This window comes from Actinophytocola sp. (assembly GCF_050699915.1).
In the GTDB taxonomy this organism is placed as follows: domain Bacteria; phylum Actinomycetota; class Actinomycetes; order Mycobacteriales; family Pseudonocardiaceae; genus Actinophytocola.
The window spans coordinates 43,279-63,421 of sequence record NZ_JBOHGA010000006.1 but is presented as its reverse complement, the minus strand read 5'-3'; the positions used below and the strand labels follow the sequence as shown (position 1 = coordinate 63,421).

Sequence of the window (20,143 nt, the reverse complement as noted above, 5' to 3'; positions counted from 1 at the left end):
AGACGGGTCGAGGCCGGTCTCCTCGGCCAGCCGGCGGCGGAAGTAGCGTCCGGTGCGCAGCGCCTCCGGAGCCCGGCCGCCGGCCGCCAGCGCACGCATCAGCAACAGGACCGCGGGCTCGCGCAGCGGGTCGGCGGCGAGCGACTCCGCGGCGAGGCCGACGACCCCGTCCGCCTCCCCGGCGTCGACCGCCGCGGCGACCAGCGCGTCGGTCACCTCCCGGTGCAGCCGCGCGCATCCTTCGACGGCGGCGGCGATCGGCTCGACGTCGGTCAGGTCGGCGAGCACCGGCCCGCGCCACAGCGCGTGGGCCTCCCGCAGCGGAACGACACCGTCCACTCCGGAACCTCGGCGCGCCGCCGCGAGCAGCGCACGGGCCCTCGCCAGGTCCAGCTCGTCGTCCCCGAGCTCCAGCCGGTAGCCGTCGTGGCGGGCGTGCAGGCGCGCCGCGGCCGACCCGAGGTGGGCACGCAGCCGCGAGACCTGCGTGTGCAGCGCCTGTCGCCCCGACTCGGGGATCTCCGCCGGCCACAGCGTGTCCAGCAGGTGGCCGACGGGCACGGTCCGGCCCTCGGCGAGCGCGAGCATCGCCAGCAGCGCGCGCCGCTTGGGCCCGCGCACCTCGACCGCGGCACCGTCCACGACCAGTCGCAACGGCCCGAGCACCTCGACCCGTAGCGCCGGTACGTGCTCCATCGCCATCGGGCACTCCCAGCGGACCGCCTTCCCCGACGCCAGCCCCATGTAAGCACACGTCAGGCCGGTGTAAGGCCGTGCACCGAACCTGGCTGTCGTGCCCGGCACGAGCCGGCACGCAGTGAAGGAGATCGACATGATGGATCACGACAAGGTGATGGAGTTCCTCGGCCGGTTCACCGCCGACCTGGCCGCCACCGGCGCCGCCGGCTCGATCGCGGTCGGCAACCGGCTGGGCCTCTACCAGGCGCTGGCCAAGGGGCCGGCGACACCGGAGCAGTTCGCCGAGCGCACCGGTTGTCACCGGCGTTACCTCACCGAGTGGCTGCGCGGGCAGGCCGCCGGCGGCTACGTCACCTACGACCCGGCCACCGGTGCGTTCTCGCTGACCGCGGAGCAGGCGTTCTGCCTTGCCGACCCGAACGGGCCGAACGTGTCCTCGGCGTTCCTCATCGCGCTCGGCTACCTGAAGGCCGAACCGCGGATCACCGAGGCGTTCCGCACCGGCGAGGGCGTCGCCTGGCACGAGCACCACGAGGACGTGTTCGTCGGCTGCGACGCGTTCTACCGTCCCGGCTACGTCGCCGAGCTCGTGCCGAACTGGATTCCCGCGCTGGACGGGGTGGAGGCCGAGCTGACCGCCGGCGCACGGGTCGCCGACGTCGGCTGCGGGCTCGGCTCGAGCTCGGTGCTGCTCGCCGAGGCCTTCCCGCGGACCACCGTCACCGGGTTCGACTACCACGCCGAGTCCATCGACCTGGCCGGCAAGAAGGCCGACGACGCCGGTGTCGCCGACCGGGTCGGCTTCGAGGTCGCGACCGCGCAGGACTTCACCGGGACGAACTACGACCTGGTGATGATGTTCGACTGCCTGCACGACATGGGCGATCCCGTCGGCGCCGCGCGGCAGGTCCGGCAGGCGTTGGCGCCGGGCGGCACCTGGCTGCTCGTCGAGCCGAACGCGTCGGACCGGGTCGAGGAGAACTTCAACCCGGTGGGGCGGCTGTACTACAGCGGTTCCACGTTCCTGTGCGTCCCCAACGCGCTGTCGCAGTCCGGCGGGCACGCGCTCGGCGCGCAGGCCGGTGAGGCCGCGATCCGCCGGGTCGTCACCGAGGCCGGTTTCACCCACTTCCGCCGGGCCGCGCAGAGCCCGTTCAACCTCGTCTACGAGATCCGCGCCTGAGGCGAAGGTCCACTCCGATGCTCATCCGCACCTTCACGCGGCACGACCTGGCACGGCTCACCGAGCTGACCGTCGAGACGTTCCGCCCGTTCTACGAGGAGTCCTTCCGGCCTCTCGTGGGCGAGGTCGTGTTCGCCAACCAACACGGCAACTGGCGCGACGACTACCGCACGCAGGTCGCCGAGCTGCACGACCCCGACCGGCACAAGTACGTCGCGGTCGCCGAGGTCGAAGGCGAGGTCGCCGGCTACGTCGCCTGGAGCGTCGACCAGGACCGAAAGAACGGGACCATCTCGCACCTAGCCGTGGCCGCCGCACACCGCCGGCACCACGCGGGCACGGCGCTGTGCGAGCACGCCTTCGACGCCATGCGAGACCTCGGCGCCGAGGTGGTCGAGATCGGCACCGGGGGAGACCCGTTCCACGCACCGGCCAGGGCGCTGTACGAAGGGCTCGGGTGCGTACAGCTCCCGGTCGCCGTGTACTACCGACAGCTCTGATCGGAGCGGCACGTGGTGCCGGGCGACGTAGGCCCGTCTGGTGCTCAGGACGGGTTGGCGGCGGCTGCGTCGTAGAAGCGTTCGAGCTCTGCCTTGATGTCCGGGCCGCAGGGCTGGAACACGATCTCGGTGACGCCGCGGGCGGCGAGGTCGTCGAGCTTGCCGCGGACCTGGTCGCGGGTGCCGCTGATCGTGACGTCGTTCAGGATCGCGTGGCCGCCCGCGTCCCAGGCCGCCTGGTCGGCCTCGTTCAGGGCGACGCAGTGTCCGGAATGGACGGCGAGATGCCGCTCGTCGGCGGGTGCCCGGTCGACCACCGCCAGCCATCGCTCGCCGCCGGGCAGGTCGCGGACGGCGTCCGGGCCGCCGAACTCGTAGGCGCCGTGGTACGCGAGCGCCCAGCCCGGGCCGCCGGCCAGCCGAGCGTGCTCGGAGCTCGGCGCCTCGCCCTCGTCGAGCACGGTGCCCCAGGCCAGATACGGCACCCGGGAGTGCTCGCTCATGAACTCGGGAAGCTGCAGGGTCAGGTAGAGCCCGTCGCCGTGTTTCCTGGCGACCTCGTTGCCCTTGGGGCCGAGCGCGGCGACGAGGACGGGAACCTCGACGGGCCGCGCGGGAGCGTGTCCGTCGGGGTGGAGCATCCGCATCCGCTTGCCCTCCCACTCGACGGTCTCGCCCCGGAGCAGGCCACGGTAGGCGGTGAGGTAGGCGTCCATGAACGACCAGGTGATCGCCCGGTATCCCATGGCGCGGCGGCCGGTGAACCCGGTGCCGAAGGCGACCGAGACGCGGCCGGGGGCGAGGGCGGCGAGAGTGGCGGTCGCGGCGGCGTTGGCCATCGGGTGCCGCAGGCTGGGGACGAGAACGCCGGGGCCGAGGCCGATCCGCTCGGTCCGTTCCGCGGCCAGCGCCAGCGTCATCCACACGTCCGGGCTCTGCTGTGGCGTGTCGTAGACCCAGGCGCGGGTGTATCCCAGACTTTCCGCCAGGGCGATGTTGTCGGGCGAGTCCAGAGCGGTCGGAAACGCGCACGCTACGTCCATCGGGTTCCTCCAACGCGACTCGAAGCCGGTACGGGATCAGGGCAGGCCGGCGTGCGGGACCTCGACGTCGACCGCGAGCAGCTCGGCCTCGCGGGCCGGGCGGCGCTCGTGCTCGGCGAACGACGGTGCGGCGCAGGCGAACAGCGTGCGGCCGTCGGCGCCACCGAGCATGCAGGCGAAGACGCCCATCTTGGCGGTGATCTCGTCGAGGATCTTGCCGCCCTCGTGGACGCGGAGGAGCCGGGCATGCAACGCGTCGGCGACCCAGATGGCGCCTTCGGCGTCGGCGCAGATGCCGTCCGGGGCGACCTCGAGCTGCTCCACCGCGGCCTCGACGTCGTCGGTGCTCGGCGGCTCGCCGAACTGCGCCCACACCCGCCGGTTGGCCAGGCTGCCGTCCTCCCGGACGTCGAACGCGGTCAGCCGGGCGGCGAAGGTCTCGGCGACGACCAGCACGCCGCCGGGCAGGATCACCATGCCGTTCGGGAAGCTGAGGTCGTCGGCCGCCGTGGACACGCCGCCGTCGGGGTCGACGCGGGTGATCGTGGTGCGCCGCAGCGCGGCGCCGCCCATCAGGTCGAACCCGAAGTTGCCAACGTAGGCGCCGCCCCGCTCGTCCACGACCATGTCGTTGAGTACGGCAGGCACGGCGTCGGAGAGGTCCGCGTGCGTGGTCAGCGTTCCCGAGTCGTCGCGCACCAGGATGCGGTGGTCCCGCATCGAGACGATCAGTGCGCGTCCGTCGGGCAGGAAACCGAGCCCGGACGGCTGGCCCGGCACCTCGGCCATCACCTCGGTGTCGCCGCGACCGTCGGTCGCGAGGACCTGGTTGGTGTAGAAGTCCGAGACCCACAGCCGCCCGTCCCGCCAGCGGGGGCACTCCAGGTACGAGAGACCGTCGAGCACGACCGTCATGTCCCGGCCGGCCGGCTGGCGTTCCATCACTATTGATCACCTCGCCACAACCGCTTGTCGATGCGCCTAACTAAGCGCATAGTTACTCCACGCGGAGCCCATGTCAAGGTGTGGCCCACAGCGTGGTCCGGAAGGGGGATCAGGTCCGCATGGTGACCAGGCGCAACCGCAGCGGCGGCCCGAGCAGGGCGGTCGTAGTGCCGGCCGAGCTTGCCGCGGGCGGAGCGGTCGACCTGTGGCGCGAGGGCACCTCGGAGGCCGTCCGGGCCCTGCTCGTCTCGGCGGTGCTGTGCTTCAGCAGCAAGGGGTTCCACGCCACCACGACCCGCGACATCACCGCTGCCGTCGGCCTGAGCCCCGGCGCGCTGTACGTGCACTTCCCGTCCAAAGAGGACGTCCTGTTCGAGATCGTCCGGACCGGTCACGAGCAGGCCCTCGAAACCATGCGGTCCCAACCCGACGACGGCGACCCCACCGACTACGTGCGCAGGCTCGTGGCCGGCCATGTCGCCTGGCACGCGCGGCACCACACGGTGGCCCGGGTCTGCCAGTACGAGCTGGCGGCCCTCACACCCGAACACCTCGCCGTGGTCCTGGACCTGCGGCAGCGGTTCAGCGCCGTGCTGCGCTCGGCGGTCGCCCAGGGCGCGCGGGCGGGCGCCTTCGACGTACCCGACGTCAACCACGCCGTGCGCGCCATGCTGTCGCTCGGCATCGACCTCGTCCGGTGGTACCGCCTCGACGGCGCCGACTCACCCGAGGCGCTCGGCGGCTTCTATGCCGACCTCGCGCTGCGGATGATCGGTGCGAGCGCCGGCCGGTCCCGATGAGCCGCGAGCGGCCGGACCCGCGGTCGAAGGGTCGCCGCGGGAGGCGACTCGGTACTCAGCGCGGCGCGGGCGGAGTGGGTGCGGGTCCCTTGTTCGCCCTCTCGGGCGCCGGCTTGGCCGGCTTCGGCTTGCCCGAGCTCGGTTTGGCCGGAGTCGGCTCGGGCGACGTGGGCTGAGTGGGCTCGGGCGCCGCCGGCCTCTCGCCGAGGGCCGGGGCGGGGCCCGGTGCGTCCGCGACGGCCCCGCCTGGGGGTGGTGGAGCGGTCGGGAGGTCGCTCGGCTCGGCCGGCGGCGGGGAGGTGGGCTCGGTGGTGGGAGCCGGTGTCTGCTGTGGCGGGGACCCGCTGGGCCGGCCGGCGACGGTGCTCGTGGCGCCGGCGGTCAGGATGCCGGCGAGGGTGGCGCCCAGCGCGGCGACGGCCAGCCCGATGTGGACAGGGCGACGTCCACTCGGGACGGTGCGGACCGGTGGGCCGGGCGGCGGCGCGAGGGCGGCCGCAGGTACCCGGGTGGCCGCACGGCCGCGGGAGATCGCGCGGAGCAGTTCGGCGCAGCGAGCGCCGTCCGGCCGATCGGCCGGGTCCCGCGCGGTCATGGCCGTCAGTGCCGAGCGCCACGCGGGGGAGAGCCCCTCCGGGATGCGTGGGCCCCGGGACAGCCGGGCGAGCGCGGTCTCCGCGGTGGTGCCGTGATACTCCGTCCGGGCGGTCAGGCACTCGAGCAAGACGAGGCCGAGTGCGTAGACGTCCACCGGCGGACCGGTGTCGGTCCCGGCCACCTGCTCCGGGGCAAGGTAGGCGGCCGTGCCGACGATCTCGTGCGAGCCGGTCAGGTGGGCGGCCTCGAGCACCCGGGCGAGGCCGAAGTCGGCCAGGTAGCAGACGTCGGCCTTGTCGACGAGCACGTTGGCCGGCTTGACGTCCCGGTGCACCACCCCGTGGGTGTGGACATAGGCGAGCACGTCGGCTAGGCGCGCACCGAGCCGGGCGACGGCCGCGGGCTCGAGCGGCCCGCGGTCGATCAGGTCACGCAACGTGGTGCCGGCGACCAACTGCATGACGAGGTAGGGCCGGTCGTCACCCAGGCAGACGTCGTACACCGTCACCAGCGCCGGATGGGAAAGACTCGCGAGGAGCCGGGCCTCCGCGCCGAACCGGTACAGGTCGGTCGCGTTCCCGCCGGCCTGGTACACCTTCACCGCCACCTCGCGGCCCAGGTCGATGTCGACCGCGGAGTGAACGGCGGCCATGCCACCCGACCCGATCCGCGGACCGAGGCGGTAACGACCGCCAAGCAGCCCGGCCACCTCGTCGGCCGCCCCCACGTCGTGATGCACGGCGTCCCTCTCGTTCGACCCGACCTGGCCACCCCCGCGTGCCGGCGCATCGAACTCCACGAAACGGCCCCGACTCCGGACGTGCGAACGTGCATCGGGCCCGCACCCGACCGCGCAACGCGTCCGGCGCCGATCCGTCTCCGATTGCCCTGATCGGAGCAACTTCGGCTACGCCGGTCGGCGCAACATCGATCACGCCGCACTCGAGAACGCCGACGACGTACGCGGCGGGACGAGTCTTCGGGCGGGTACCGGCGGCCGCCGCGGTGTGTTAGCCAGGAGACATGAAGATCAGAGTGGCGCTGCTGGGTGTCACGGCGCTTGTCGCGACCGGGTTGTTCACGCCGACGGGAGGGGCAGTGGGGAACGCGGAGCCCGGCCACTGCCCGGAGCTGATCACCGGTTCAGCGCCCCGGCTGCACCCGGAAGGCGTGGCGTACGCGCCGGCCCAGCACCGGTTCCTGATCGGCTCGGTCACGCATGGCACGGTGTCGGTGGTCAAGCCCGACGGGTCGGTGCGCACGCTGGTCGAGGACCCGGCACTGATCACGACGATGGGCCTGGCCGTGGACGCGCGGCGGGGCCGGCTGCTGGTCGTGAACGGTGATGTCGGCATCAGCGACCACAGCACGCCCGAGACCGCCAGGAAGACCGCCGGGCTGGGGATCTACGACCTGCGCGACGGACGCCGCATCGCCTACCACGACCTCGGTGCGCTCGACCCGGACCACGAGCACTTCGGCAACGACGTGGCGATCGCCCGGGACGGCACCGCGTTCGTCACCGACTCCTTCGCCGGCGCGGTCTACCGGGTCCCGCTGGACGGGGCGCCGAGCGTCCTGCTCCGCGACGACCGGTTGATGCCCGCCGGGAGTGGCAACGGCGCCAACGGCATCGTCCTGCACCCCAACGGTTTCCTGCTGATCGCCCACTCGTCGGGCCGCGCGCTGTTCAAGCTCGACGGGGACCGGCTGACGCAGGTGACCGTCGACCAGCCGATCGGCGCGCCGGACGGGCTGCTGCTCGACCGGTCAGGCGCCCTGCACGCGGTGGACAACACCGCGGACAACCGCGTGGTCACCCTCGACTCGACCGACGACTGGACCACGGCGCGCGTCGCCTCGTCCCAGCCGTGGCCGGACCCCGCGCCGACGACCATGACGCGCACCGACTGTGGCAGCTACGTACTCAGCGGCCGCCTCGACCAACTACCGACCGGCAGCGACCAGTTCCTCCTCCGCAAGCTGGCGACCACGGACTAGTCCGCTGTGGACACTCCCGCACGAGCGCGGCGCCGCTACGTGGGGTCGTCGGTGACGGTGCCGTTCGCGACGTGGAGGTGGCGGTTGGTGTGGACGGCGTCGAGCATGCGCCGGTCGTGGGTGACGAGGAGCAGCGTGCCGGGGTAGGCGGCGAGTGCGGACTCGAGCTGTTCGATGGCGGGCAGGTCCAGGTGGTTGGTTGGCTCGTCGAGCACGAGCAGGTTCACCCCGCGGGCCTGGAGCAGGGCCAGCGCGGCTCGGGTGCGTTCGCCGGGGGAGAGGTTGGCGGCCGGGCGTAGGACGTGCGCGGCGGTGAGGCCGAACTTGGCGAGCAGCGTGCGCAGGTCGGTCGGTGCCCAGTCGGGCAGCTGTGCCTCGAACACCTCGAGCAGCGTGCGGTCCGCGCTGTCGCCCGAGAACAGGGCGCGGGCCTGGTCGACCTCGCCGACCCGCACGCCCGGCCCGAGCGAGGCGTGTCCCTGTGCCGGCTGGACGCGGCCGAGCATGGTCGCGAGCAGGGTCGACTTGCCGGCACCGTTGGCGCCGGTGATGGCTACCCTGTCGGCCCAGTCGATCTGCAGGTCCACCGGCCCGAGCGTGAACTCGCCGCGCCGGACCACCACGCCGCGCAGTGCCGCGACGACGGCGCCGGACCGGGGTGCCGCGGCGATCTCCATCCGCAGCTCCCATTCCTTGCGGGGTTCCTCGACGACGTCGAGGCGATCGATCAGCCGCTCGGTCTGGCGCGCCTTGGCGGCCTGCTTCTCGGTGGTCTCGGCGCGCTTGTTGCGGCCGATCTTGTCGTTGTCGGTGGACTTGCGGCGCGCGTTTCGTACGCCCTTCTCCATCCAGTTCCGCTGCGTCCGGGCCCGCAGCTGGAGCGAGGCACGGGTGTCGGCGTACTCCTCGTAGCGGTCGCGCGCGTGCCGGCGGGCGACCTCCCGCTCGGCGAGGTAGGACTCGTAGCCGCCGCCGTAGGTGCGGACCTGGTGCTGGGCGAGGTCCAGCTCGACGACGTCGGTCACGGTCCTGGCGAGGAACTCGCGGTCGTGGCTGACCAGCACGGTCGCCGCCCGCAGCCCGGCGACGAACGACTCCAGCCGGTCGAGCCCGTCGAGGTCGAGGTCGTTGGTGGGCTCGTCGAGCAGGAACACGTCGAACCGGCTGAGCAGCAGCGACGCCATGCCCGCGCGGGCGACCTGCCCACCCGACAACGAGGTCATCGCCGCATCGAGCCCGACCGAGAGTCCGAGGTCCGCGACCACCTCGGCGATGCGGTCGTCCAGGTCCGCGCCGCCGAGCGCCAGCCAACGCTCCAGCGCGGTCGCGTAGGCGTCGTCCGCGCCGTCGGCACCGCCGCTGAGCGCCGCCGTCGCGTCGTCGAGGTCGGCCTGCGCCGCGGTCACACCCGTCCGGCGACCGAGGAACGCGCGCACGGTCTCGCCCGCCCGGCGATCCCGCTCCTGCGGCAGGTAACCCACACTCGCGGACGGCGGGGACAGCCGCACCGTGCCCTCGTCCGGCGTGACGAGCCCGGCGAGGACGCGGAGCAAGGTCGACTTGCCGGCCCCGTTCACCCCGACCAGGCCGGTGACGTCGCCCGGCGCGACCACCAGGTCCAGCCCGGCGAACAACACCCGCTCACCGAACCCGGCGGCCAGCCCCTTGGCGACCAACGTTGCGCTCACCGGTCCGAAGCCTAGATCACACCGATCGCGGTGCCCGTGTGGAGCCGGTTCTCAGCGACGGTTGGCGCACTGGATGCAGGTGGTGGCGGCGGGTAGGGCCTCGAGTCGTTCGGCGTTGACGGGGCGGCCGCAGCGTAGGCAGGTGCCGTAGGTTCCGGCCGCCAGTCGTTCGCCTGCCGCGTCCAGCGCCTGCAGGTCGGCGCGGGCCCGCTGGAGCAGGTCCGCGGTCTGGGCGCGTTCGTACGCGACGGTGACGCCCTCCGGGTCGTGCTCGTCGTCGTTCGTCGTGTGTGCGGAGGACTCGATGATGCCGTCGAGGCGGCGGTTCAGCGCCTTGATCAGCTCGAGGGCCTCCACACGGAGCGTGGCGAGCCGGTCGGCCGGATCGGTCATACCCCCATTGCAGCACCGTTTCAGCCGAACGCGCTGCCGCGGCTGAGCTACACCGTTGTCCAGCTCTGGTACGCCGCCGCGCACGGGCCGACGGCCAGGCGCGCGAAGCCGACTCCCGGTCACGCGAAGCCGACGCGCTGGGCTTCCTTCGCGTGCGGGCACAGAAGCCGGTCCCGCCGAACCTGACGGCCATGCCGCTGGACACGTTCCGCGAGCTGGTCCTGTGGACGTGGTCGGACGTCTACGACGCATGGCCGAACGGGGTGGTCGACGAGACGGTGACGGTCGCCGGCCTGCGGCCCCGCACGGTCCTGCGCCGGCGGCGCCGCTTCTTGCGACTGCGGTGGCCCGCCAGGCCACGCGGGCTGGACGGCCTCGAGCTGGACCCGGAGGAGATGGAGTGGCTGACGCAACGCTGGTGGTCGCCGATCGCCGCGGTCCGGCCGAAGCAGCTGCTCGCCGCGGTGACCAAGGCCGTCGAACGCGCGGGCGCCGCCGACCCCGACTGGCGCCGCGCCCGGCGGGTCGGCTTCCTGACCTGGCCGCCACCGTGACGTGACGGACTACCCGAGTTCCTCGAAGAGGGTCAGCTGCAGGCCGTCGGGAGCGGTGAGGCGTGCGTTGAGCGAGTTCCACGGGGTCCGGACGGGCTCGGCGAGGACCGCGGCGCCGGCCTCGCTGAGGGTCGCGGCGGTGGCCGCCGCGTCCGCGACCTCGAAGGCCACGCGAACGTGGCCGGCGACGCGCCGTCCGACCTCGACTCGGTCGATGAACTCGGCCTGCCGTCCGTCGACGACCTCGACCGTCGCGCGGCCGGCGTCCAACAGGACCACGTTGCCATCGGCCGAGGAGAAGTCGGCCAGCTCCGGCAGGCCGAGCACGTCCCGGTAGAACCGCACCGCCTGATCGTGGTCTTCGACGGTGACCACCAGACGAAGCTCGCGAACACTCATTCGCGGAATGATGGCAGACATGACATTGCCTGCCCTCCCCGAAGAGTCCTTCCAACGCGTGCTCTGCGTCGTCGCGCACCCGGACGACATGGAGTACGGCACGTCCGCGGCCGTCGCTCGCTGGACCGCGCGCGGCATCGAGGTCGGCTATCTGCTGCTCACCCGAGGCGAGGCCGGCATGCCGAACCCGCCCGAGGAGACGGCGCGTTTGCGGGTCGCCGAGCAGCAGGCCGCCTGCGCCGTCGTCGGCGTCAAGCACCTGACCGTCCTCGAACACCCGGACGGCGTGCTCGTCTACGGCCTGGACCTGCGCCGCGACATCTGCCGGGAGATCCGCCGGTTCAAGCCCGACGTCGTCCTCGGTTCCGGTCACGAGGTCGATACGCCCTTCGGCTTCGACCAGGCCGACCACCGCGCGGCCGGGCTCGCGACGCTCGACGCGGTGCGCGACGCGGGCAACCGGTGGGTCTTCCCGGAGCAGGTCGACGACGAGGACCTCGAACCGCACTCCGTGCGCTGGCTCATCGTCCCCGGGCTCGCCGAGTTCGGGGCGACCCACGGCGTCGACGTCACCGGTGAGCCGCTGCGCCGCGGCGTCGCCTCGCTCGAAGCCCATTCCGCGTACCTGGCCGCGCTCCCGGACCACCCCGCCCCCGCGGACATCATCCCGATGTTCGCCGCGATGAGCGGCAAGGCCATGGGCGTCGAGCACGCCGTCCTGTTCCGCGCCCACGACCTGCAGGCACCACCGGAGTTCTTCACCGAAGCCATGCAGGACTGACTCCGGATCACCCGGTGAGCGGGCAGGTCCGGGGCCCTCGGGTCGCGGCGTCGCTGGTGAGGGTGATCGGCGCCGTCGTGGACAGCGCGTCGCGGACGGTGCACACGATCTGGTCGACGGCCGCGGTGGACAGCGTCCTGACGTCGGCCGAGACGAGCACCGTGACATCGCCGGACGCGTCGGTGGTGACGGTGACCGGGTCCAGTCCGGCGGGGACCTCGCTCGTCAGGTTCGCGGCCCGTTCGTCGACGTTGGGGCCGTCCTGGAGCAACTCCAGTGTCTGCGTAAGCGACACGGGCCGGCGCGTCGGGCGAAGCACCGGCGTCAACGCGGAGTCGGCGAGGAGGTAGAGGGCCGCGCCTTCGCCCCGGCCGGGGGGCGCGGCGGGCCGGCCGAAGGCGTGTCCGGTGGGCGCGGGCCCGCCGGTGATCACTCCGGTCGGCCGCACCCCGCAGCCGGCGGTAAGCACGACGCCGAGCACGGCGATCAGCACGACCCGGGCGAGCAGGTGTCGTCTCGTCATCGGGCGTCTCCGGGTTCGCTGTCGGGCCGCGGCAGGTGCAAGGTGAACACCGCCCCGCCGGCGGGACGGTTCGCGGCGGTCAGGCTGCCGCCGTGCAACCGGGCGTTCTCCCGGGCGATGGCCAGGCCGAGGCCGCTGCCCTCCGAGCGGGCTCTGGCGGTGTCGGCCTTGTAGAACCGGTCGAACACGTGCGGCAGCACGTTCGGGGCGAGCCCCGGCCCGCTGTCGCTGACCTCGATGTCCAGCTGGTCGGGTCGGACGTGGGTCCGCACGGACACCGGGGGAGCGCCATGCCGGAGCGCGTTGCTGACCAGGTTCGCGACGATCACGTCCAGCCGGCGGGGATCCAGGCGTACAAGGACGTCGCGGGGCAGCTCGGTCCGTACGTCGTCGGACCAGCCGCGGGCGCGCAGAGTCGCCCGGATCGCCTCGGCCACGTCGACGTCGTCCAGTGCGAGCGTCGCGGTGCCGGTGTCGAACCGGCTGACCTCGATGAGGTCGTCGACCAGCCGGGTGAGCTTGCGGGTCTCCTCGCTGACCAGGCGGGCAGCCTGGCCGGCGTCACCTGGCAGGCGTTGCGCCTCCTCGTCGAGGACATCGGTGACCGCGGTCATCGCGGCCAGCGGGGTGCGCAGCTCATGGGACACGTCGGCCACGAACCGCCGCGCCTCGGACTCCAGCCGGCGCAGGTCGCCGACGTGCCGCTCCAGCGTCTCCGCGGTGTTGTTGAACGTGCGCGCGACATCGGCCAGCTCGTCCGTGCCGCGAACCTGTGCTCGGGCGGTCAGGTCGCCCTCGCCCAGCCGGTCGGTCGCGCGGCGCAGGTCGCGCACCGGGCCGAGGACACCGCGGCCGGCCAGCAGGGCCAACAGCACGGCGAACCCCAGCGCCAACGAGCCGGTGAGCCATGCCTGGGTGGCGAGCCGGCCGATGCTCTGCTGTTCGGGCAGCAGGCCGCGCACGGAGTAGACCTCCAGCTCCGAGTCCAATGTGGCCCCGTCGCCCTGGACTCGAAGCTGGGTGCCGATGACCAGCACGGCGTTTCCGTCCATCGATACCCGTTGCCACACGACGTTTCCCTCGCGTACCGCGTAGCGCAGTTCCTCGGGCAGCACACTCGGGTCCGGGCCGCCCGCCGACTGGCGGTCCCGATAGACGGCGACCGCGGCGTCGTCCCGGTCGGACAACCGACCGGCGATCTCGTCGAGCGTGGCTTGGCTGGGTGGCATGGCGCCGAGTGGGAACAGGGTCTCGATCCGCTCGGTCATCGTCTGCACCGCGGCGTCCTGCGTCTTCTGCAGGATGACGTCACGCGCCAGGACGTAGTCGACGCCGGCGACGAGCACGGCGGTGCTCACCCCGAGCAGCGCGAAGGCCGCCACCAGGCGGGTACGCAGGCTCCTGGCTTCGCCGAGGAACCGGGTCGCTGCGTTCACAGCGGTCCGAAGCGGTAACCGAAGCCCCGTACGGTCTGGATGTACACCGGCGCCGCGGAGTCGTCCTCGATCTTCGCGCGCAGCCGCTGCACACAGGCGTCCACCAGCCGGGAGTCGCCGAGGTAGCCGTGTTCCCACACCAGTTCGAGCAGCTGCTGCCGGCTCAGTACCCGGCCCGGTGTCGCCGACAGCTCGAGCAGCAGCCGCAGCTCGGTCGGCGCGAGTCCGACCGGTTCGCCGTGTTTGCCGACCACCAGCGCGGCCCGGTCGATGGTGAGCTCACCATGCCGCTCCACCGGCGGTGGCCCGACGGTCGCCGGGCCACCGCCGCTGCGCCGCAGCACCGCCCGGATGCGCGCCTCGAGCACCCTCGGCAGCACCGGCTTGACCACGTAGTCGTCGGCGCCGGCCTCCAAGCCGGCCACCACGTCCATGTCGTCGTTGCGGGCGGTCAGCATGATGATCGGCAGGTCGCCGCCGGTACGAATCCGGCGACAGATCTCGAACCCGTCCATCCCCGGCAGCATGAGATCCAGCACCACGACGTCGGGCGGCGCGGCGCGCAACAACTCCAGCCCCCGCTCGCCGGTCTCGGCGGCGTCGACGGCATGCCCCTGCCGGGTCAACGCCAGCTCCAGACCGGTCCGCACCGCGCGGTCATCCTCGATCAACAGCACTCGGGACATGCGCCCCACTATCTCAGCGTTGCCCGGCGACCGCCTCCGATCGAACCGCCGCGACGGCGATTCGTGCCGGGCCGGTTCCCGGCTGTGGCCTTCCCATGACACGACGCTGATCGGGCGCGCGCATTCGCTGCCGACAGTGGGCGCCATGGTCGAAACCGAGTCCTGCTCCGTGCGGCTGCGTGCCCTGGCCACCTTGCTGATCGCCCGATGCCTGCTGCCCCTGGCCGCGCTTCGCGCACCCGGTCGTGCTCGCTGGCTCGCCTGCCAGTGGGCGCTGGGCATCCGGTTCCCGGCAGAAGACCTCGAGGGGTTGTCCCCTGCCGCGCGGGCCGCGTTCACCGCCGCCCGCGCCGACGCGTTCTGGCGGCACGGTCAACTGATCGGCCTCACCTCAGGCCACCGTGACGCCGCCGAGCAGCATCGGCTGTTCACCGCGGAGGTCCGCCGCACCGGGTCGAGCCCGGCGGCCCGCCGCCGGGTCCTCCCGCCCGAGGAGTCCGCCCACGTCGCGGGCATCGCCCTCGACGTCCGGCCGACGGACGGAGCCCGCTGGCTCGAGCGGCACGGTCGCCGGTACCACCTGTACCGCCGCTACGACAACGAATGGTGGCACTTCGAATACCGGCCCGAGTACGACGGACAGGCACCCGTTCGCCGCCCACACCCCGGTGCTGTAGCACAACCGTGACACGGTGATCACGGGACGCGGAAGTCGTCCGGCCACCGTGAACGCTATGCGTATCGCCTCTCCGCACGCCCACGCCGTCGTGCACCTGGACGCGGTGGCGCACAACACGGCGCTGTTCGCCGCGGCAACGAACGCGGCGGTGTTGGCGGTCGTCAAGGCCGACGGCTTCGGCCACGGGGCGGTGCGGGTGGCGGAAACCGCACTCCGTTCGGGCGCGACCTGGCTGGGCGTGACGACCTGCGCCGAGGCGCTGCAGCTGCGCGCGGGCGGTATCGACGCCCCGATCCTGAGCTGGATGCACAGCCCGCTGGAGGACGTGGAGGCCGCGCTGCTGGCCGGCGTGGACCTGTCGGTGTCCTCACGGGAGCATCTGCGTGCGGTCGCCGCGACCGCGGCGCGGCTGGGCCGCACCGCCGAGGTGCACCTGAAGGCGGACACCGGACTGCACCGCAACGGGGCGCGGCCCGAGGAATGGCGGGAGCTGGTGCGTCTCGCCCGCGAGCTGGAGACCGGCGAACACGTGCGGGTGCGGGGCGTCTGGTCGCATCTGGTCAGCGGCGCGGCCGGGGACGCGAACCGACGACAGGTCGAGCTCTTCGACGAGGCGGTCGGGGTCGCGCGTGCCGCCGGGCTGCGACCGCGGATCCGCCACCTGGCGAACTCGGCCGCAGCTCTCGGCGCGCCGGAGACCCACTACGAGCTCGTCCGTCCCGGCATCGGGCTCTACGGCGTGGAGCCGGATCCGCTGCGCAGCCGCGGGTTGCGTGGTGCCATGACGCTGCGCGCACGCCTGATCCTGGTCAAGCGCGTGCCGGCCGGCAGCGGCGTCTCCTATGGACACGAGTACGTCACCGACCGGGACACCACGCTCGCGCTGGTGCCGCTGGGCTACGCGGACGGCCTGCCCTGGGCCGCGGCCGGGCAGGCCGAGGTCTCGATCGCCGGACGCAGGTATCCGGTCGCCGGCCGGATCGCGATGGACCAGTTCGTCGTCGACGTCGGCGACGCCGAACCACGGATCGGCGACGAGGTCGTCGTGTTCGGGCCCGGCACCGGGGGAGAGCCGACGGTGGCCGACTGGGCCGGGTGGGCGAACACCGTCCCGCACGAGGTCATCACCGGCATCGGCCCTCGAGTGGCACGTCACTACGAACGGGAGTCAGCGCATGTCTGAACCGAAGATCCGCCTGGCCGTCCTGTTCGGTGGTCGCAGCGGCGAGCACGACGTGTCGTGCGGGTCGGCGGCGAGCATCCTGGCCGGCCTGGACCGGCGGCGCTACGACGTCCTGCCGGTGCGGATCGGCCGGGACGGTGTGTGGACCAGCGCCCCGGATATGCCCGAGCTGTCCGCGGCCGAGGACGTGCTTCGGTGGTTGGGCAACGACTTCCCCGTGGGCGGCGATGCCACGCGGGCCGGCAGCGTCCTCGCCACCATGCACCGGCTCAGCGAGTGCGACGTGGTCTTCCCGGCGTTGCACGGTCCGTTCGGCGAGGACGGCACGATCCAGGCGATGCTCGAGGGTTTCGGGGTTCCGTACGTCGGCAACGGTGTCGCGGCCGGCGCGCTGAGCATGGACAAGGAGTACACGAAGAAGCTGGCGGCCGCCGCCGGCCTGGCGGTGGCCGACGGAGTCGTGCTGCGCGGCGGGCAGACCGTCCCGGCAGCCGATCGCGACCGGTTGGGCCTGCCGGTGTTCGTCAAGCCGGCCCGCGAGGGCTCCAGCATCGGCGTGTCCAAAGTGGACGACTGGGCCGAGCTGCCCGGAGCCCTGGAACGAGCGAGAAAGAGCGACGAGAAGGTACTCGTGGAGGCGGCCGTCCCCGGCCGAGAGATCGACATCGGCGTGCTGGAACGCCCGAACGGAGACCTCGAGGTCAGTCCGCCGATGGAGATCCTGCCCTCCGGCGAGCACACCTTCTTCGACTACGAAGCCAAGTACGACGACGCGACCACCGTGTTCGACGTACCGGCCAGGCTGTCCCCGGCGACGACCGCCGCCATCGGCCGGGACGCGCTGCGGCTGTTCCGCGAGCTGGGCTGCACGGGTCTGCTACGGGTCGACTTCTTCCTCGGCGAGGACGGCAGCAGGATCGTCAACGAGGTCAACACCTTCCCGGGGTTCACCAGCGTCTCCCAGTTCCCGAGGATGTGGCAGGTCGCCGGCCTGGCGTACGGCGACCTGCTCGACATCCTGATCGAAACCGCCCGCTGAACTACTTCGCGGTCGTGGCGGGTCGGTACCGCACGTTGACCTCCGCGTCGGGAGCCGCGTCGCCGACCAGGTGGAGTTGGATCCGCGCGCCGCCCGGCTTGTCGTAGAGCCGGATGCCGTCGCCGAGCAGTACCGGTGCGATGTGGAGGTCGATCTCGTCGATCAGGCCCAGTTCGAGGAGCTGGGCGCCGATGGTCGGGGACAGCACCTCGAGGTTCTTGCCGCCGGCGGCCGCGAGTCCGATCCGGACCGCCTCCGCGAGGTCACAGTCGAGGAAGGTGACGCCGTCGGCGGGCGTCGCGTCCTCGGGGTGGTGGGTGAGCACGAAGACCTCGCCGGCCCAGTCGTCGCTGTAGGGGCGGCCACCGCTCGCGCCGAACTTGTCCCAGCCGACTCGACCGCCCAGCACGGCGCCCGTGGTCGCGAGGTACTCGTCGATCAGGCCCGGCCGGTTCGACGCGGCCAGCCAGTCCATCGCGTGGTTCGGGCCTGCCACGAAACCGTCCAAGGACATCGAGAAGTGCCAGAGCACCTTGCCTGCCGCCGTCTGCGGTTCGGTGTCGTTCATTTCGTTACTCCTGTGTTGGTGTGTTGCGGTTCAGCCGAGCGCCAGGGTGGCGACGGCGAGGGTGCAGATGCCGATGCCCGCTCGTTGTCCGGTGCCGATCCGCTCTCCGAGCACGCGGGCCGCGAGCAGCACGGTGACGGCCGGGTAGAGGGAGGCGAGAACGCCGGCTACACCGAGGCTCGTCGTCCCGGTGGCGATCATGAAGGTGAGGGTCCCCGCGGCGCCGAGCACGCCGGACGCGCTGCCCCAGCCGAGCACGCCGCGGCGGGGACGCCACGGCTGGCCGAGGCTGGTGGCGGCGACGATGGTCAGGACCGCGCCGATCAGTTGGTTGGCGGCAAGCGGCAGCAGGCCGGCGTCGGCCGAGATCTGGCCGAGTGCGATGAAGAGGACCCCGAAGCCCGCGCCCGCGATGGCGCCGTCGGCGAGCGCTCCCCGCGTACTCGCCGATCGATCCGGCGTGGTCTCCCGGGACACCAACCAGATCCCCGGCAGTGCGACGAGCACACCGACCCAGACCAGCCAACTGGGACGCTCGCCGAGGGCTACGCCCACCAGCACGGGGAGGATCGCGGCCCCGACGGCCGAGATCGGCGCCACGAGGCCCATCCGGCCACGGGCCAGCCCGCGGAACAGGAAGATGCTGCCGGTCGCCGAGCCGACGCCGGCCAGCAGCGCCCAGGCGAAGTCCGCCGTGGCCGGGCTACCCGGCAGCAGCAGGCCGGCCACGAGCATGACGAGCGCGCCGGCGGCCTGCCCGACCAGCACGACCTGCCAGGAGGAGTGCCGGCGCGAGCCGACGCCGCCGATGAAGTCCGCCGCGCCGTACGCCAGCGCCGACGAGAGTGCCAGGAAGATGCCGATGTTCATGGCATCAAGCCTGAGGCTGATGCGGTCCAGTCAGAAGGTCCACTCGCGGACCCACGGAGCGGACCATTTGGTGTACTGGTGGCATGACGGTGGCATGGGCGCGCGGTGGCCCCGACCTGCTGGTGACGCTGGACCGGGACGCCGGCCCGCTCGGGGTTCAGATCCAGGACCAGCTGCGGGCGGCGATCCGCGAGCGACGGCTCGGCGCCGGGGAGCGCCTGCCGTCGACTCGACGCCTGGCCGAGCTGCTCGGTGTCTCCCGCGGCACGGTCGTCGAGGTCTACGAGCAGTTGCTGGCCGAGGGGTATGTCGAGTCGGCGGTCGGCTCCGGCACGCGGGTGGCCGCGATGCCGGCCGGCGGCCCGGCCCGGCAAGCGCCCGGTGTCGTCACGGCTTCGCCATCCCGACCCGCCGACGTCGACTTCGAGTACGGCATCCCCGATCTCGGCTCGGTGCCGCTGACCGACTGGTGCTGGGCGGTGTCGGAGGCGACCCGGACCCTGCCGACCGCCGCGCTGGGTGACGAGCACCCGGCCGGTTCCCGGCACCTGAGAGAGGTCGTCACCGCCTACCACCGTCGCGTTCGGTCCGGCTGCGCGGTCGCCGAGGATGCCGTCGTCGTGTCCGGGTTCCGGCAGGGGCTGGCCTTCGCCCTGGCGACGCTGGCACAGCACGGCGTACGGCGCATCGCGCTGGAGGATCCCGGCCCCCGCGAGCACGACGTCATCGCCCGCCGCGCGGGCCTGGACGCGGTACCGGTTCCCGTCGACGACCAGGGCCTGGACGTGGGCCGCCTGCGCGAGACCGGGGCGCGGGCGGTGCTGCTGACGCCGGCCCACCAGTGCCCCACCGGTGTCGCACTCGGCCCGTCGCGGCGACGCGACCTGGTCGCCTGGGCCGACGAGGTCGACGGGGTGATCCTCGAGGACGACTACGACGCCGAGTTCCGATACGACCGCCAGCCGGTCGGCTCACTGCAGGGTCTCAACCCGGCCCGCGTCATCGCCCTGGGATCGGTCAGCAAGACGCTCGCACCCGCGATCCGCCTGGGCTGGGTGCTCGCGCCACCGCGGTTCGTGGCGGGGATCGTCGAGGAGAAACGGCTCAGCAGTCGCGGCGCCCCCGGGCTGGACGAGGAAGCGCTGGCGCTGCTCATGGAGACGGGTCGTTTCGACCGCCACCTGCGACGCGTGCGGGAGGTCTACCGCGCGCGCCGGGACGTGCTGGCAGCGGAGGCCGAGGCCGCCTTCGGACCGGACCGGCTACACGGGCTGGCGGCCGGCTGCCACGCTCTGCTGCGCCTCCCCGAAGAAACATCCGAACACGCCGCCGTGGCGACCGCGGCCACCATGGGCGTCCGCGTCAACGGACTCGGCCGCTACCGGTTCGTGCCCGCGGACTCGGAACCTGAGTCGGACCCGCGCCGGCCCGCCCTCGTACTCGGCTTCGGCAACGTCACCGAGCACCAGATCAGCCGGGGCATCCGCACCCTCGCCAAGGCCGTCCGAACACGCTGATGACGACAACTCCCCACACGAGGTGTCCTCACGTGTCGATCTGGCGCCGGGCCGTTCGT

Annotated in this window: 22 protein-coding genes; 10 read left to right on the top strand and 12 right to left on the bottom strand. The window is 72.6% G+C overall.

The genetic code is table 11. The features are described from left to right. Positions 1-744, bottom strand: a 744-nt coding sequence (locus ACRDSK_RS02325; RefSeq protein WP_431438183.1) for an AfsR/SARP family transcriptional regulator, incomplete at its 3' end; no start/stop codon positions are given. An 88-nt stretch (positions 745-832) separates the two neighbouring features. On the opposite strand from ACRDSK_RS02325, the gene ACRDSK_RS02320 reads away from it, so the two are divergent. Beyond that, positions 833-1,882, top strand: a complete 1,050-nt coding sequence (locus ACRDSK_RS02320) for a class I SAM-dependent methyltransferase (protein WP_431438182.1) — start codon at positions 833-835, stop codon at positions 1,880-1,882. A gap of 17 nt (positions 1,883-1,899) precedes the next feature. Beyond that, entirely contained in the window at positions 1,900-2,382 is a 483-nt protein-coding gene (locus tag ACRDSK_RS02315) for a GNAT family N-acetyltransferase (protein ID WP_431438181.1), read from the top strand. Positions 2,383-2,426: 44 nt separating this feature from the next. Here ACRDSK_RS02315 and ACRDSK_RS02310 read toward each other — a convergent pair whose 3' ends face one another. Together ACRDSK_RS02310 and ACRDSK_RS02305 are read right to left on the bottom strand one after the other, a co-directional pair. Then, positions 2,427-3,425 carry an LLM class flavin-dependent oxidoreductase gene (locus ACRDSK_RS02310; RefSeq protein WP_431438180.1) on the bottom strand — a complete coding sequence of 333 codons (999 nt, stop codon included), beginning with the start codon at positions 3,423-3,425 and terminating at the stop codon, positions 2,427-2,429. 36 nt (positions 3,426-3,461) lie between these two features. Further along, the gene (locus tag ACRDSK_RS02305) at positions 3,462-4,367 is read right to left on the bottom strand and encodes an SMP-30/gluconolactonase/LRE family protein (RefSeq protein WP_431438179.1); all 906 of its coding nucleotides are present in this window, start codon (positions 4,365-4,367) and stop codon (positions 3,462-3,464) included. A gap of 95 nt (positions 4,368-4,462) precedes the next feature. Here ACRDSK_RS02305 and ACRDSK_RS02300 point away from each other — a divergent pair, with 95 nt between their 5' ends. After that, entirely contained in the window at positions 4,463-5,170 is a 708-nt protein-coding gene (locus ACRDSK_RS02300) for a TetR/AcrR family transcriptional regulator (RefSeq protein ID WP_431438178.1), read from the top strand. A gap of 55 nt (positions 5,171-5,225) precedes the next feature. On the opposite strand, the gene ACRDSK_RS02295 is transcribed toward ACRDSK_RS02300, so the two are convergent. Then, positions 5,226-6,506, bottom strand: a complete 1,281-nt coding sequence (locus ACRDSK_RS02295) for a protein kinase domain-containing protein (RefSeq protein ID WP_431438177.1) — start codon at positions 6,504-6,506, stop codon at positions 5,226-5,228. Positions 6,507-6,790: 284 nt separating this feature from the next. Here ACRDSK_RS02295 and ACRDSK_RS02290 point away from each other — a divergent pair, with 284 nt between their 5' ends. Further along, positions 6,791-7,768, top strand: coding sequence for a hypothetical protein (locus ACRDSK_RS02290; protein ID WP_431438176.1), 978 nt, complete (start codon positions 6,791-6,793; stop codon positions 7,766-7,768). A gap of 35 nt (positions 7,769-7,803) precedes the next feature. On the opposite strand, the gene ACRDSK_RS02285 is transcribed toward ACRDSK_RS02290, so the two are convergent. Together ACRDSK_RS02285 and ACRDSK_RS02280 are read right to left on the bottom strand one after the other, a co-directional pair. Next, complete coding sequence (locus ACRDSK_RS02285) at positions 7,804-9,456, bottom strand: ABC-F family ATP-binding cassette domain-containing protein (RefSeq protein WP_431438175.1); 1,653 nt, start codon at positions 9,454-9,456, stop codon at positions 7,804-7,806. A gap of 51 nt (positions 9,457-9,507) precedes the next feature. After that, entirely contained in the window at positions 9,508-9,849 is a 342-nt protein-coding gene (locus tag ACRDSK_RS02280) for a TraR/DksA family transcriptional regulator (protein ID WP_431438174.1), read from the bottom strand. A gap of 152 nt (positions 9,850-10,001) precedes the next feature. Between ACRDSK_RS02280 and ACRDSK_RS02275 the strand changes: the two genes are divergently transcribed. Further along, positions 10,002-10,403, top strand: coding sequence for a hypothetical protein (locus tag ACRDSK_RS02275; RefSeq protein ID WP_431438173.1), 402 nt, complete (start codon positions 10,002-10,004; stop codon positions 10,401-10,403). Between the two features lie 9 nt (positions 10,404-10,412). On the opposite strand, the gene ACRDSK_RS02270 is transcribed toward ACRDSK_RS02275, so the two are convergent. Next, positions 10,413-10,802 carry a VOC family protein gene (locus ACRDSK_RS02270; RefSeq protein ID WP_431438172.1) on the bottom strand — a complete coding sequence of 130 codons (390 nt, stop codon included), beginning with the start codon at positions 10,800-10,802 and terminating at the stop codon, positions 10,413-10,415. A gap of 10 nt (positions 10,803-10,812) precedes the next feature. On the opposite strand from ACRDSK_RS02270, the gene ACRDSK_RS02265 reads away from it, so the two are divergent. Beyond that, the gene (locus tag ACRDSK_RS02265; RefSeq protein WP_431438171.1) at positions 10,813-11,583 is read left to right on the top strand and encodes a PIG-L deacetylase family protein; all 771 of its coding nucleotides are present in this window, start codon (positions 10,813-10,815) and stop codon (positions 11,581-11,583) included. Positions 11,584-11,590: 7 nt separating this feature from the next. Here ACRDSK_RS02265 and ACRDSK_RS02260 read toward each other — a convergent pair whose 3' ends face one another. The 3 genes from ACRDSK_RS02260 to ACRDSK_RS02250 are packed head-to-tail and all read right to left on the bottom strand — an operon-like array spanning position 11,591 to position 14,228. After that, positions 11,591-12,106, bottom strand: a complete 516-nt coding sequence (locus ACRDSK_RS02260) for a GerMN domain-containing protein (RefSeq protein ID WP_431438170.1) — start codon at positions 12,104-12,106, stop codon at positions 11,591-11,593. Beyond that, entirely contained in the window at positions 12,103-13,542 is a 1,440-nt protein-coding gene (locus ACRDSK_RS02255) for an ATP-binding protein (protein WP_431438169.1), read from the bottom strand. The genes ACRDSK_RS02260 and ACRDSK_RS02255 overlap by 4 nt, the downstream gene beginning before the upstream one ends. Further along, the gene (locus tag ACRDSK_RS02250) at positions 13,539-14,228 is read right to left on the bottom strand and encodes a response regulator (protein WP_431438168.1); all 690 of its coding nucleotides are present in this window, start codon (positions 14,226-14,228) and stop codon (positions 13,539-13,541) included. The genes ACRDSK_RS02255 and ACRDSK_RS02250 overlap by 4 nt, the downstream gene beginning before the upstream one ends. 145 nt (positions 14,229-14,373) lie before the next feature. Between ACRDSK_RS02250 and ACRDSK_RS02245 the strand changes: the two genes are divergently transcribed. Genes ACRDSK_RS02245 through ACRDSK_RS02235 form a run of 3 tightly spaced genes read left to right on the top strand, consistent with a single transcriptional unit; the run spans position 14,374 to position 17,129 of the window. Then, positions 14,374-14,916, top strand: a complete 543-nt coding sequence (locus ACRDSK_RS02245; RefSeq protein ID WP_431438167.1) for a D-alanyl-D-alanine carboxypeptidase family protein — start codon at positions 14,374-14,376, stop codon at positions 14,914-14,916. A gap of 46 nt (positions 14,917-14,962) precedes the next feature. Then, positions 14,963-16,090 (top strand): alanine racemase, encoded by a 1,128-nt coding sequence (gene alr, locus ACRDSK_RS02240; protein WP_431438166.1) that lies wholly within the window; start codon positions 14,963-14,965, stop codon positions 16,088-16,090. Then, on the top strand, positions 16,083-17,129 hold the full coding sequence (locus ACRDSK_RS02235; protein WP_431438165.1) for a D-alanine--D-alanine ligase family protein: 1,047 nt from the start codon (positions 16,083-16,085) through the stop codon (positions 17,127-17,129). Before alr ends, ACRDSK_RS02235 begins: the two co-directional genes overlap by 8 nt. Position 17,130: 1 nt before the next feature. Here the strand turns inward: ACRDSK_RS02235 and ACRDSK_RS02230 are convergent, their stop codons facing one another. Together ACRDSK_RS02230 and ACRDSK_RS02225 are read right to left on the bottom strand one after the other, a co-directional pair. After that, positions 17,131-17,697, bottom strand: a complete 567-nt coding sequence (locus tag ACRDSK_RS02230; RefSeq protein WP_431438164.1) for a dihydrofolate reductase family protein — start codon at positions 17,695-17,697, stop codon at positions 17,131-17,133. Between the two features lie 30 nt (positions 17,698-17,727). Continuing rightward, complete coding sequence (locus ACRDSK_RS02225; RefSeq protein ID WP_431438163.1) at positions 17,728-18,567, bottom strand: EamA family transporter; 840 nt, start codon at positions 18,565-18,567, stop codon at positions 17,728-17,730. Positions 18,568-18,650: 83 nt separating this feature from the next. Here ACRDSK_RS02225 and ACRDSK_RS02220 point away from each other — a divergent pair, with 83 nt between their 5' ends. After that, positions 18,651-20,084, top strand: coding sequence for a PLP-dependent aminotransferase family protein (locus tag ACRDSK_RS02220; RefSeq protein WP_431438162.1), 1,434 nt, complete (start codon positions 18,651-18,653; stop codon positions 20,082-20,084). Positions 20,085-20,143: the final 59 nt, after the last annotated feature.

Bases quoted from the DNA above. Each gene is read 5' to 3' on its own strand.
- ACRDSK_RS02320 (WP_431438182.1), top strand. From the start codon at position 833: ATGATGGATCACGACAAGGTGATGGAGTTCCTCGGCCGGTTCACCGCC.
- ACRDSK_RS02315 (WP_431438181.1), top strand. From the start codon at position 1,900: ATGCTCATCCGCACCTTCACGCGGCACGACCTGGCACGGCTCACCGAG.
- ACRDSK_RS02310 (WP_431438180.1), bottom strand. From the start codon at position 3,425: ATGGACGTAGCGTGCGCGTTTCCGACCGCTCTGGACTCGCCCGACAAC.
- ACRDSK_RS02305 (WP_431438179.1), bottom strand. From the start codon at position 4,367: ATGGAACGCCAGCCGGCCGGCCGGGACATGACGGTCGTGCTCGACGGT.
- ACRDSK_RS02290 (WP_431438176.1), top strand. From the start codon at position 6,791: ATGAAGATCAGAGTGGCGCTGCTGGGTGTCACGGCGCTTGTCGCGACC.
- ACRDSK_RS02280 (WP_431438174.1), bottom strand. From the start codon at position 9,849: ATGACCGATCCGGCCGACCGGCTCGCCACGCTCCGTGTGGAGGCCCTC.
- ACRDSK_RS02270 (WP_431438172.1), bottom strand. From the start codon at position 10,802: ATGAGTGTTCGCGAGCTTCGTCTGGTGGTCACCGTCGAAGACCACGAT.
- ACRDSK_RS02265 (WP_431438171.1), top strand. From the start codon at position 10,813: ATGGCAGACATGACATTGCCTGCCCTCCCCGAAGAGTCCTTCCAACGC.
- ACRDSK_RS02260 (WP_431438170.1), bottom strand. From the start codon at position 12,106: ATGACGAGACGACACCTGCTCGCCCGGGTCGTGCTGATCGCCGTGCTC.
- ACRDSK_RS02250 (WP_431438168.1), bottom strand. From the start codon at position 14,228: ATGTCCCGAGTGCTGTTGATCGAGGATGACCGCGCGGTGCGGACCGGT.
- ACRDSK_RS02245 (WP_431438167.1), top strand. From the start codon at position 14,374: ATGGTCGAAACCGAGTCCTGCTCCGTGCGGCTGCGTGCCCTGGCCACC.
- alr (WP_431438166.1), top strand. From the start codon at position 14,963: ATGCGTATCGCCTCTCCGCACGCCCACGCCGTCGTGCACCTGGACGCG.
- ACRDSK_RS02235 (WP_431438165.1), top strand. From the start codon at position 16,083: ATGTCTGAACCGAAGATCCGCCTGGCCGTCCTGTTCGGTGGTCGCAGC.
- ACRDSK_RS02230 (WP_431438164.1), bottom strand. From the start codon at position 17,697: ATGAACGACACCGAACCGCAGACGGCGGCAGGCAAGGTGCTCTGGCAC.
- ACRDSK_RS02225 (WP_431438163.1), bottom strand. From the start codon at position 18,567: ATGAACATCGGCATCTTCCTGGCACTCTCGTCGGCGCTGGCGTACGGC.
- ACRDSK_RS02220 (WP_431438162.1), top strand. From the start codon at position 18,651: ATGACGGTGGCATGGGCGCGCGGTGGCCCCGACCTGCTGGTGACGCTG.